The following is a 12705-nucleotide window of genomic DNA, read 5'->3' on the forward strand; positions in this document are numbered from 1 at the left end:
ATCTTCCACCACAACCGTTACAACCAGTACTGCTTGGCAGACGATATGATGGAACCCTACCGTCCCTACATCGACCTTATGGTGGCCGAAGTGGTGGAAAGAGAGAACGAAGCACCCGATTTTCTAAGCAAGGAACATCGTGAGAAGCTGTTGACCATTCCCACCATCACCGTGAGCATGAACGGAAAGCAACGGCCGCTGATGATAGCCGCCTCCGAAACTTCGGCTTCGCTGGTACGCTGCTTTGCAGGGGAACAACGCAAATTGGTATTGCCAATAATGGAATGACCATGTCTAAAAAGAATAAGCGCGTCATTCTGAATTTATTTCAGAATCTTTTGGTACTGAGATTCAATCGGATGCTGAAACAAGTTCAGCATGACCTAATCGTATAACTGACCTTTGACGTAGTCAAGTTGCTAATCGAAACGAAATGACCGACCGTTTCAATGCCTACAGGATCATGTGGATGATGGTATTCTTCGATCTGCCTACCGACACCAAAAAGGACAGACGCAATGCGGCAAGATTCCGCAAAGACCTGATCCAAGATGGTTTCACCATGATGCAGTTCAGCGTCTATGTACGGCATTGCAGCAGTTCAGAAAATACGGAAGTGCATCGAAAAAGAGTATTGATGAATTTACCTCCTATGGGCAGCGTGAATATTCTGATCGTAACCGACAAACAATTCGGTAGGATGGAGATCTTCTTCAACACCAATCCGCAGGAAGAAAAGAACCTTCCGCAGCAGTTGGAGCTATTTTAATGCCGCTGAAGTTTTAGTGAGGGTCAGTTCGAGTGCCGCGTGAAACGCGGTGTATCGAGAACTATCAGAAACAAAAAAGCCCTCCCAATTACTTGGGAAGGCTTTTATAAATGAACCATTTTTTCGCAACGACAAACAGCTGTATCCCTTGCTGCACAAGGCTTACAGCCAAGTACAGTGGTTCAAGAAGTCAAAGATCAATGATTGAAAGCAAATCACAACAACACCCGATATGTAACTGAAATGGAAATAAGTGGTTCAAGAAGTCAAAGATCAATGATTGAAAGCAAATCACAACCCAATTTGCGAGCGTGTCGTTCCTGCTCGCAGTGGTTCAAGAAGTCAAAGATCAATGATTGAAAGCAAATCACAACCGCACGATGTCCACACGAAATGCGTTCACAGTGGTTCAAGAAGTCAAAGATCAATGATTGAAAGCAAATCACAACAGTTTCGGTGGTTGAACTTCCATTCGTATAGTGGTTCAAGAAGTCAAAGATCAATGATTGAAAGCAAATCACAACTGTCATAAAGTCCGCGAGACGGTCTTCTCTAGTGGTTCAAGAAGTCAAAGATCAATGATTGAAAGCAAATCACAACTCATGATTGGGCGGCAAGCGAAGAGCGAAAAGTGGTTCAAGAAGTCAAAGATCAATGATTGAAAGCAAATCACAACTGTAGTTGAGAATGTGTTCGGTTGGTAATCAGTGGTTCAAGAAGTCAAAGATCAATGATTGAAAGCAAATCACAACGAGAGAGGAGGAAAGGGAGAGGGGAGATGAAGTGGTTCAAGAAGTCAAAGATCAATGATTGAAAGCAAATCACAACCTAAGGCGTCAACATGCGTCAGATTTTTATAGTGGTTCAAGAAGTCAAAGATCAATGATTGAAAGCAAATCACAACGGCTGGAACATTGGTTCTTGGTGCTTCCAAAGTGGTTCAAGAAGTCAAAGATCAATGATTGAAAGCAAATCACAACGGAAGCACCTCGATGTAAACGACACCGCTTAGTGGTTCAAGAAGTCAAAGATCAATGATTGAAAGCAAATCACAACAGGCATCATCAAGTGTTTTAATTGTGTTCAAGTGGTTCAAGAAGTCAAAGATCAATGATTGAAAGCAAATCACAACTGCCTATGGTACCTATCAGGCAAATACTGAGTGGTTCAAGAAGTCAAAGATCAATGATTGAAAGCAAATCACAACTTTTCTCTCTCCTCTCTTCTCCTCTCTCCCAGTGGTTCAAGAAGTCAAAGATCAATGATTGAAAGCAAATCACAACAATGGTGACCAAAGATTAAGACACAGTTTTAGTGGTTCAAGAAGTCAAAGATCAATGATTGAAAGCAAATCACAACAGGAAGTTTCGACCGTTCGGCTGTTGGCATAGTGGTTCAAGAAGTCAAAGATCAATGATTGAAAGCAAATCACAACCATTGTTTGGCCAACAACCATGTCGTCAGAGTGGTTCAAGAAGTCAAAGATCAATGATTGAAAGCAAATCACAACACTATTGAAGAAGGGAATTCACAGCAAAGAGTGGTTCAAGAAGTCAAAGATCAATGATTGAAAGCAAATCACAACCGAAACGGACACGGCAAACCGTGGAGCTGTAGTGGTTCAAGAAGTCAAAGATCAATGATTGAAAGCAAATCACAACATAGGAAAGCAACTTGAACGGGCAAAAGAAGTGGTTCAAGAAGTCAAAGATCAATGATTGAAAGCAAATCACAACGAAAGCTTCGATTGAAGATTCCTTTAATGGAGTGGTTCAAGAAGTCAAAGATCAATGATTGAAAGCAAATCACAACAAGTCATGGCTCAACGTGTCCGTTCGTTTCAGTGGTTCAAGAAGTCAAAGATCAATGATTGAAAGCAAATCACAACCAAGCAAACGCTTGCAATGATGAAGCCACGAGTGGTTCAAGAAGTCAAAGATCAATGATTGAAAGCAAATCACAACTTGGAAATGTTTGGAAATATTATGTTTGGAGTGGTTCAAGAAGTCAAAGATCAATGATTGAAAGCAAATCACAACCCCTGTTGGAAGTGTGTTGAATTTAGCCCAAGTGGTTCAAGAAGTCAAAGATCAATGATTGAAAGCAAATCACAACTGAACCATTCGAGGTTGTTCCCGTCCTTATAGTGGTTCAAGAAGTCAAAGATCAATGATTGAAAGCAAATCACAACAGTTCCTTCTTCAATTTGCTGGTGAACCATAGTGGTTCAAGAAGTCAAAGATCAATGATTGAAAGCAAATCACAACACCATGAAGCGCCAAGGCGAGACCAGTTAAAGTGGTTCAAGAAGTCAAAGATCAATGATTGAAAGCAAATCACAACCGGCCTTTTCAGCGGCCTTTTTGATGTCGCAGTGGTTCAAGAAGTCAAAGATCAATGATTGAAAGCAAATCACAACTGAAGTACAGTTTGCAATCGCAAGCGAAGAAGTGGTTCAAGAAGTCAAAGATCAATGATTGAAAGCAAATCACAACCGGTGCTGTCACATCACTCAAAAGCGTCTGAGTGGTTCAAGAAGTCAAAGATCAATGATTGAAAGCAAATCACAACTCGTATCAACTTCAGATACGCAATCAAAAAGTGGTTCAAGAAGTCAAAGATCAATGATTGAAAGCAAATCACAACCACCATATTGGCATATAAACACACGCCATAAGTGGTTCAAGAAGTCAAAGATCAATGATTGAAAGCAAATCACAACATCGCCTCGACAGGCTTGGAACGCGACCAGAGTGGTTCAAGAAGTCAAAGATCAATGATTGAAAGCAAATCACAACGCGTCTGCCAATGATATTTGTCTTTGTTTGAGTGGTTCAAGAAGTCAAAGATCAATGATTGAAAGCAAATCACAACCCTTTGGTAAAAAGCCGCATGGTGACAGGCAGTGGTTCAAGAAGTCAAAGATCAATGATTGAAAGCAAATCACAACACTTTGCAGCGTCTTCTTTCTGAAGTCTTTAGTGGTTCAAGAAGTCAAAGATCAATGATTGAAAGCAAATCACAACGTCCGCATCCTTCTTTTCGCTGCCAAGGTCAGTGGTTCAAGAAGTCAAAGATCAATGATTGAAAGCAAATCACAACTGTTGGATGTGGTCACTCCCATGGCTTCGCAGTGGTTCAAGAAGTCAAAGATCAATGATTGAAAGCAAATCACAACAGGCATCCTCGAAGGTCAGAATGTCCTCCCAGTGGTTCAAGAAGTCAAAGATCAATGATTGAAAGCAAATCACAACAGCCACCGTTTATCCTTCTGCACAGCATGCAGTGGTTCAAGAAGTCAAAGATCAATGATTGAAAGCAAATCACAACGGGTGGTGCTGGTGCATTTCAGGAATTGAAAGTGGTTCAAGAAGTCAAAGATCAATGATTGAAAGCAAATCACAACGCAGAGTATCGTTCACGCTTCCAACCCTCAAGTGGTTCAAGAAGTCAAAGATCAATGATTGAAAGCAAATCACAACGTGGCTTTGCATCTGGCTATGGAACACGCAAGTGGTTCAAGAAGTCAAAGATCAATGATTGAAAGCAAATCACAACAGGTGCAAGAGTTGTGTTCAATGCGGTCGCAGTGGTTCAAGAAGTCAAAGATCAATGATTGAAAGCAAATCACAACAGGCTCCAGGAGGATTGGTCAACTCCACAGAGTGGTTCAAGAAGTCAAAGATCAATGATTGAAAGCAAATCACAACCCGGATTCCAACATTCCTCAGGTATGTTCTTGTGGTTCAAGAAGTCAAAGATCAATGATTGAAAGCAAATCACAACTATCCTCGTACGCACCTGGCTCAGCGCTTTAGTGGTTCAAGAAGTCAAAGATCAATGATTGAAAGCAAATCACAACGCATCTGACACTGATTTAGCAATCAACGCAAGTGGTTCAAGAAGTCAAAGATCAATGATTGAAAGCAAATCACAACTGGTTGGTGTGGATAGATGAATCCTTTATTAGTGGTTCAAGAAGTCAAAGATCAATGATTGAAAGCAAATCACAACGACATTCTTAATCTCATTTCGGTTGCTTGTAGTGGTTCAAGAAGTCAAAGATCAATGATTGAAAGCAAATCACAACGATCAGTTATTTATTCGGCTTCTTGCGTTAGTGGTTCAAGAAGTCAAAGATCAATGATTGAAAGCAAATCACAACGACTGTAGCCGGTGCCATCGTGACATTACCAGTGGTTCAAGAAGTCAAAGATCAATGATTGAAAGCAAATCACAACAGGAGAGGATGGGTCAAATAACGTGAGGGTAGTGGTTCAAGAAGTCAAAGATCAATGATTGAAAGCAAATCACAACAGGCATCCTCGAAGGTCAGAATGTCCTCCCAGTGGTTCAAGAAGTCAAAGATCAATGATTGAAAGCAAATCACAACTTGACCTTGCACTGCAAATTATTGATGGGAAGTGGTTCAAGAAGTCAAAGATCAATGATTGAAAGCAAATCACAACAGTGCTCAGTAAAGTCGGCCATGGTCACATAGTGGTTCAAGAAGTCAAAGATCAATGATTGAAAGCAAATCACAACAGTAATCTCGCGGGCCGATGTAAGTGGTGCAGTGGTTCAAGAAGTCAAAGATCAATGATTGAAAGCAAATCACAACTAGAATGAACGAGGACGTGAACACCTACGTAGTGGTTCAAGAAGTCAAAGATCAATGATTGAAAGCAAATCACAACCAACGTTGAGTTCGGTGATTCGTCCCACCAAGTGGTTCAAGAAGTCAAAGATCAATGATTGAAAGCAAATCACAACAGTATTCGCTGTAATCGGCAAGCGTGGCATAGTGGTTCAAGAAGTCAAAGATCAATGATTGAAAGCAAATCACAAGCAACTTTTTCAGCAAAAACTTAGCCACATCAATTTTCCTCGACTACCAATAAGCTGACCTCCATCAGTACCATTCCCCTTCCGATGCAATACTTTTGACTTCAAATCTGTACGATGAATCGTTTGTTCGTGTTCCTACTTCTTGCTTCGGCCTTGGTATTTGAGGCCTGCAACAATGACCCAGACGACAACAACCCACCGGATGGTAGCTGTCAGTTAGAAGCCATTTCAGCAACATCGCAGGTAATGGGCTACGGCATGCTGGATAAAGTGCCCGGCATTTGGAATGGACCTGTCTCCTCTCCTACTCCTTTGGGTAGTTTCCCCGAATGGATCGTGGATTTCAGACCCATTTCTGCGGCACAGGTTTCGGCCAAGAATGAATTGGATTCGTTGAACGATATTTTCATGAGCTTCTTTATTGTGAAGCACGATTGCGAATACAAACTCGCCTTCAGAAACGGAGGCGGCTTTGCCGGATTGACCCGCAACTCGTACATGATGATCGATAGCTTAGACGAAACTTCCACGCGTTCGTACTATCGTTTTGTGGATCCTGTTTCGGGTGGCCAACGGGTGTACACCGAAGTCACCTTCAAGCAAGACAGCCTGCTGATGGTGACCTACACCAACAAATACAACACCCTCAGCGACCCAAGCATACACATGCATTGGCGTGCCAGTCTGCGCGATGCAAGCTCTGCACAAGCGGCCATCACGCATTTCAATTATCCGCAGAAAGCCGTGGTCCGCGATTTCAGCACCACCTTCGATAATGTGCAGGAAGCCGTATTCTATTCGGCAGCGCAAGACCCTTATCCCGAAAGCGAACAGCCTTATTTGGGCATGGCCCATGTAAATGTGACGGTGAGTGCTCCTGCCACGGTAGACCCAGCTAAAAAGGTACTGATCGTGCTGACCACGCAGCCGCTTTTCAGTGGTTTTTCCTTTCAGGCACAGAACCTCAAATACCGTTCGCGCTATGTGCTGGTGGGTGCTGCCAACCCAACGGGTTATAGCTTCAATTATATGCATCCTGGCACGTATTACATCAATGCCTTGTACGATAGCAATGGCGACCGCACTTTCTCTTCGGGCGATTACACCAACCTGAGTTTCGACACACCCATAACCATTGCTCCCGAAAGCACTGGAAATGCCACGGTGAACATCAACTTTCAGATCCCATAATACGATTTTCGTCCATCAACCACGGTCCTCGGTAAATACTCCATTCATTATACTACCTTTGCGGCCGATTTCTTCCCTCCTCGAATAGTTTGCATGGTGCATTTATTGGATGGTTGAAACATTCAAACGCATACAATGCCAACATTTAGAGAGTTAGGCCTACGGGCCGAAATCGTTCAGGCGCTGGACGATCTGGGATTTGAAAATCCTACACCTATTCAAGAAAAAGCCATTCCGCAGGTACTGGATTCCAAAAGGGATCTGATTGCCCTAGCGCAGACCGGAACGGGAAAAACAGCGGCCTTCAGCCTTCCTGTTCTTCAGCAACTAGACGAAAACCACAACGAGATCCAGTGCATTGTGCTCTGTCCTACCCGTGAGCTCTGTCTTCAGATCGCTAACGACATGAAGGATTTCGCGAAATACATCAACCCGAAAACGGTTGCTGTGTATGGCGGTGCAAGCATTGAAACACAGATCCGTGAAATAAAGCGCGGTTGCCAAGTGATCATTGGAACACCTGGACGTACCGTTGACCTTATCAACCGAAGAGTGTTGCGCTTGCAAGACGTTCGGTTTGTGGTGCTTGATGAGGCAGACGAAATGCTTACGATGGGTTTCAAGGATGACCTTGACCTGATCTTGGGCGAAACGCCTGCCACTAAGCAAACCTTGCTGTTTTCGGCTACCATGCCAAGCGGTATCAAGGACATCACCAAAAAATACATGAACGACCCTATTGAGGTCAGTTCTGGACAACGCAACGAAGGCGCTGCCAATATTGAGCATCACTACTATATGGTGGATGCACGCAACAAATACGAGTGTTTGAAGCGTTTGGCTGACGTGAATCCGAACGTGTATGGCATTGTTTTTTGCCGTACCCGAAGAGAAACACAGGAAATTGCCGACAAGTTGATGACGGATGGCTACAATGCCGATTCGCTTCATGGCGATCTTTCGCAAGCACAGCGCGACAATATCATGGCGCGTTTCCGTAAGCGAAAGATCCAATTGTTGGTAGCAACAGATGTGGCTGCGCGAGGAATTGATGTGGACGATATCACACACGTTATCAACTACAATCTACCAGACGAAGAGGAAGTTTACATTCACCGAAGTGGGCGTACCGGACGTGCGGGAAAACGTGGAATTTCCATTGCCATCATTCACTCCCGTGAGCGTGGTAAACTGAAATCGATTGAGCATAAACTGAAGAAACAGTTTGAGCAACGCCCAGTTCCAACAGGACAGGAGATCTGCGAAACGCAGCTTTACACCATTGTGGAGCGTTTGAGCAAATTGGACATCAACGAGAAGCAGATTGAGCCATTCTTGCCTGCTATTTTGGAGCAATTGGGTCATCTTACCAAAGAAGACCTGGTGAAGCACTTGGTAAGCTTTGAGTTCAACAAGTTCTTGGATTATTACAAGAATTCGCGCGATCTGAACGTTGTAGGTGGACGTGATGACCGTTCGAGCAGACGCGACCGCGATGACCGACCAGAAAGAGGCGATAGAGACCGAGGTAGAGATAGAGACAGCAGAGATAGCCGTGGAGACCGTGGTGCAAGCCGCGACCGTGATTTCGGTGGTGACGACAGACCAAGAAGAAGCAGCAGTGACCGATTCTTGGAAAAAGGAAAATTCACCCGTTTTCATATCAATCTAGGTACGAAAGACAACATGAATCCTGCGAATTTGATGGGATTGATCAACGAAAGTCTGAGCCGAAGAGATGTGGAGATCGGTAAGATCGAACTGATGAACACCTTCGCATTCTTTGAATTGGACAGCGACTACGCAGACAAACTGACGAGCTCACTGAAAGGAAGCGATTACGCTGGCAAGAAAGTAGACCTGACCATTGCCAAAAGCACGGGTGCACGTGATGCAGGCTCGCGCGATTCGGATGGACCAGCACGAAAAGATAAATTCCGCGACCGTTTCAATAAGGACCGTGGGGGTAGCAGCCGATCTTCTTCAGGAGGTAAAAGCGGTGGTTCGGGAGGAAAACGTCCTCGCAGACCATTCTGATTCGAACGCGCTAAGCGATTTCCTAGTTCGATAATCGATTGACCACAACACGTGGCCAAGTATCTGTCTTACGATTGGTCTTTTCGCCATTCACAACGGTGATAACCCATTTCCCTTTTGGGCTATTGAGCTCAAAATGAACTTGACTTTCTACCGAACTGTTGAAAATCCCCTTGGTGGGATCAGGATTTAGTTTCGCTATTTCCGCTAAGGAGATGGGCGATTCGGGCAGAAAGATCAGTCCGAAGTTGTTGCTTGAATAGGTAACGATACGCAGATCCGAACCTGCTTCATACAGTTTCCAATTTCCCAAAGTATCTACCACTTGAAAGGTGCTTGGAACGTGCCCCGCACTTCGACCAACCGCAAAGCGATGATGTACTCCTGTGTTGTTCCACTTGGTCCATTTTCCTTTTCCATCAATATGGAAGCATTCGGAAAGCTCAGCAGCTTCATCGTTCAACATCAGCACAATGGGCCGCGCTACGATCTGCGAAGTTTCACCGCGCTGAAACCCACCGGCACTGAGCATCCAGCCTTTTCCTCGGCTGTAAATTTCCGGACTGCTTCCTTTTCCATGACCAATGAGCACCATTCGCTCCGTGTCATCGCTTCTCCAAATTTCAGTTGGCGGACGATAGTCGAATACCAATGCCGAAAAAGCTTGGTGATGATTTTCGGCTATCACTTTCGGATCGAATACGCCTTGCTCCTGCTCTAAGTACCACGTCTGGAACATACTGGTGGAAGCATTATCCGCAAGGGAAGTTCCGTTGGCGCGCTCCATCCGTCTTCTGAACGGAGAATTCTTCCTGAAGCCGTCACTCGTTTGCAGATATTCCCAAACCATGTTATCCAAGGTCTGTGCTACTTTTTCCTTCATCTCGGCCGAATGCGCATAGGCATGCAGCACCAAAAGCGCAGAGATGGTGTAGCCCTCGTAGGGTTTTGAATTGAATTCGTACTGCCCTGTTTGTTGCAATTCCTCCAGATTATCGAGCAGAAATTGCTCCATTCCATTGACGCGATTGTTGAATCTCTCATCCGTATTCCCGTGCTCCTGAAACCACTGATTCTTAAGGTATTGCGAAATATTGGTCATCAGAATATGATTCTCCGTGTCCTTCATAATACGCAAGGTTCGGGGCGTTTTGGTGTGCGGCTTCCCTCCTTCCTCAATCAATAGGTTTTGAGCAATATGATCGGCCGTTTGAGGCCACAGCAGCGCGGTATCGTTCTCAAAACGAAACAATATGGCCGATAGAAGAATGGTGGTGAAATCGTAATCTCCTTTCGGATTCAGGAAACCACTTGTTCCACTATTTCCCCACGGAGTTGAGTTCAATAGAAACTCATTCACGGCCTTCACATCTTTGTGCGCCACCAGTTTGGCTAGCAGAATGCGAGGCGAAGTGGTTTTTGCCTTTTGGCTCGGTTGCACCAATTCCGTTTCTGCCATTTCCAGCACCAAAGGATGCGTTTGCAATAGCTCGTCAGTTATTCGTGCTGGTCTATCACTGAACCTTGGATATTCCGTTTTCGGAATCTTCTTGAAGCTTCGCTGCCATCCATTACCAAAATAATAGGCGCAACTACTGAGACTGAGAGCGAGAAAAATGAGTAATGACCTTTGCATCGGACAAAGCTATTGTTTGAACCTTACGCACAAAAAGTGTGTCTGCAAATCTGCTCAACGCTGAAAAGCATTCACGGTCATGAAGAGGAAGATTTACGTTTTGATACTTACGAAGGTTTGCTAAAATTGGCCATCGTAACCTAATGCTTATTGCTTCTATTCCGAAATGTATTGAAAATCAACCATTTGATTTATACACAAAGTTTAACTTTGTATACAGGTTTCTTCAAGATTAAATTTATCAACGTTAAGGCCTTTCAATCGACTAATCAGAACCATTTGCGATAAATTTCGTCTAGTGCATGTATGTTCTCGCTGAATTCAAATAATAGGCAGAATCTGACCGACAGCGATCTGATGGAACGCTATCGTTATTCGTACGATAATAGCTACATCGGAGACCTCTTTCAGCGCTATTCTCACATGCTATATGGTGTGTGTATGAAATACTTGCAGGACGAAGAAAAAGCCAAAGACATGGTGATGGAGGTGTTCGAAAAGGTTTTAAAAGACCTGAAACGCCACGAAGTAGAGAATTTCAGAACGTGGATCTACAGCGTCACCAAAAATCAATGTCTGATGGCTCTCCGCAAAGACAAACGAGTGGACGCACATCAGAATGAGTTTGCTTTCTTAAGCAAGGAGATCATGGAATTTGACATTCCGCAGCATCTGAACGGAGAAAGTCAAGAAGACACAGATAAAAAATTGAGTGCCGCCATCGAATCATTGAAAAAAGAACAACGGGAATGTATTGAGTTGTTCTATTTTGAGAAGAAATCATACGAGGAAATTGAAGCGCAAACGGGCTATTCGTACAAAGAGGTGAAAAGCTTTCTCCAAAATGGAAAGCGCAACCTGAAAATACAACTATCGAGGACCAATGAGTGAGATGATCTACATAAAGGACGATTTCGGAAATCAGATCCCGCTCCTCGACAATCACGGGAACCTGTCGATGCACGTGGTCATGCTCTACACGGAAGATAAACTGGCCGAGGCAGACAGAAAAGCTGTGGACGATTTTGCTGCCACAGACGAAATGTCGCGTGATGCCTTGGATGGCTATGCCGTCAGTTCAAATGCTTCCAAAACGCGGCATCATTTAGGAACCTTGAATGAGGAGATTCAAAAAATTTCAGGTGCAGAAGCCGTAAGCGTCAGCTATCCTAAAAATGAATCGCAATTCGACTATCGTAAATTGGCTGCTGCCATTGCCCTTCTCATTGTGGTAGGTGGCGGAACATTCTACTTATCGCGCTATTTGGGTAAAGACGAATTGGCATCTAATGATGAAGAAGTTACAGAAACCGTGATTGAAACCGTTGCGGAAGAAGCTGAAAACGCTGAAAGAATTTCGGAAACGACTGAAGACGCTGTAGTAGTTGAAACAAGCCTTTCTGATAGCGAAGATCAAGGAGGTTCTACAAGATCAGCTAATGCGGTTCAAGAACAAGCCGTTCCTGAAAAAGCAAAGCAAGAAGACCGAAAGCCAAAGGAAACAGAGAATCCCAAAAAGGAAGAGAAAAAGCTTGATCAAGTAGCTCAAGCGTCTGCTCCATCACCAAAATCGAAAGAAGTGAAGCCGATTGCCGAAAGTGATTCTGAGCTGGCTGCAGTCAACGAACCACGAAGTAACTCAGACAAGGCTAAAGACCTGCAAAAGGCGCCACAGCAAGGAGCGGTTGCTGCAACAGGAACTGCAGAAAAGGCTGACAGCAAACTTTCCCTTCAACAGGAATTGGAAATGGCCATGGAGCAAGGTCGTTTGGAAGCTGAGCGCGCTATGCAAGAGCGCGAGCAACAAGCGCGTTCGATGGAAATTGAACGAAAGGCGAGTGTGAGCAAATCCGAAGACGAAACCGCATATACTAAATCCAGCGTGGCAAAATATTCCGGAGGAGATATTGCGATGTACAAATTCATTGAGAAAAAGAAGAACTATACAGAAGCCATGCGTGCTCAGAATCTAAGAGGTTCTGTTACTGTGATCTTTGACATTGAACCTGATGGTCGTGTTGCTAATGCCAGAATAAAATCTGGAGAGAATGGTATACTGAACGAAGATGCGCTTCGCGTGGTTCGCTCCATGCCAAAATGGAAAGCTGCTACTGATCAATTAGGAGCCGACATCAAATCATCGCGATCGGTAGTTATTACTTACGGAGATAATTGATGCGCGCTTAGCCGAATTAGAAGCGCCCGATCTCCCACTTCTAAAACG

The 12705-nt window shown here is 44.2% G+C and carries 7 protein-coding genes and 1 CRISPR repeat array; of the genes, 6 read left to right on the plus strand and 1 reads right to left on the minus strand.

Features of this window, described 5'->3' with window-relative positions:
* The 4 genes from K9J17_16235 to K9J17_16250 all read left to right on the plus strand — a co-directional run.
* Positions 1 to 288: CRISPR-associated endonuclease Cas1 (locus K9J17_16235; protein ID MCF8278277.1), on the plus strand; the 288-nt coding region annotated here is incomplete at its 5' end.
* A 145-nt stretch (positions 289 to 433) separates the two neighbouring features.
* Positions 434 to 769, plus strand: coding sequence for a CRISPR-associated endonuclease Cas2 (cas2, locus tag K9J17_16240; GenBank protein ID MCF8278278.1), 336 nt, complete (start codon positions 434 to 436; stop codon positions 767 to 769).
* Between the two features lie 1690 nt (positions 770 to 2459).
* Positions 2460 to 5618: direct repeats of the CRISPR family, unit length 46 nt; unit sequence AGTGGTTCAAGAAGTCAAAGATCAATGATTGAAAGCAAATCACAAC.
* A 113-nt stretch (positions 5619 to 5731) separates the two neighbouring features.
* A complete protein-coding gene (locus tag K9J17_16245; GenBank protein ID MCF8278279.1) occupies positions 5732 to 6808 on the plus strand; it encodes a hypothetical protein in 1077 nt (358 codons plus the stop codon).
* Between the two features lie 135 nt (positions 6809 to 6943).
* The gene (locus tag K9J17_16250; protein MCF8278280.1) at positions 6944 to 8845 is read left to right on the plus strand and encodes a DEAD/DEAH box helicase; all 1902 of its coding nucleotides are present in this window, start codon (positions 6944 to 6946) and stop codon (positions 8843 to 8845) included.
* A gap of 22 nt (positions 8846 to 8867) precedes the next feature.
* On the opposite strand, the gene K9J17_16255 is transcribed toward K9J17_16250, so the two are convergent.
* Positions 8868 to 10481, minus strand: a complete 1614-nt coding sequence (locus K9J17_16255; GenBank protein ID MCF8278281.1) for a hypothetical protein — start codon at positions 10479 to 10481, stop codon at positions 8868 to 8870.
* 306 nt (positions 10482 to 10787) lie between these two features.
* Between K9J17_16255 and K9J17_16260 the strand changes: the two genes are divergently transcribed.
* Both K9J17_16260 and K9J17_16265 read left to right on the plus strand, forming a co-directional pair.
* Positions 10788 to 11372: a sigma-70 family RNA polymerase sigma factor gene (locus tag K9J17_16260; GenBank protein MCF8278282.1), complete on the plus strand. Its 585-nt coding sequence runs from the start codon at positions 10788 to 10790 to the stop codon at positions 11370 to 11372.
* Positions 11365 to 12657 carry a TonB family protein gene (locus tag K9J17_16265; protein ID MCF8278283.1) on the plus strand — a complete coding sequence of 431 codons (1293 nt, stop codon included), beginning with the start codon at positions 11365 to 11367 and terminating at the stop codon, positions 12655 to 12657. Before K9J17_16260 ends, K9J17_16265 begins: the two co-directional genes overlap by 8 nt.
* Positions 12658 to 12705: the final 48 nt, after the last annotated feature.

This window comes from Flavobacteriales bacterium (genome assembly GCA_021739695.1).
Classification (GTDB): Bacteria; Bacteroidota; Bacteroidia; order UBA10329; family UBA10329; genus UBA10329.

What these genes read in the sequence shown, in the direction of transcription:
- cas2 (MCF8278278.1), top strand. Translation starts at nt 434, where the DNA reads ATGACCGACCGTTTCAATGCCTACAGGATCATGTGGATGATGGTATTC.
- K9J17_16245 (MCF8278279.1), top strand. Translation starts at nt 5,732, where the DNA reads ATGAATCGTTTGTTCGTGTTCCTACTTCTTGCTTCGGCCTTGGTATTT.
- K9J17_16250 (MCF8278280.1), top strand. Translation starts at nt 6,944, where the DNA reads ATGCCAACATTTAGAGAGTTAGGCCTACGGGCCGAAATCGTTCAGGCG.
- K9J17_16255 (MCF8278281.1), bottom strand. Translation starts at nt 10,481, where the DNA reads ATGCAAAGGTCATTACTCATTTTTCTCGCTCTCAGTCTCAGTAGTTGC.
- K9J17_16260 (MCF8278282.1), top strand. Translation starts at nt 10,788, where the DNA reads ATGTTCTCGCTGAATTCAAATAATAGGCAGAATCTGACCGACAGCGAT.
- K9J17_16265 (MCF8278283.1), top strand. Translation starts at nt 11,365, where the DNA reads ATGAGTGAGATGATCTACATAAAGGACGATTTCGGAAATCAGATCCCG.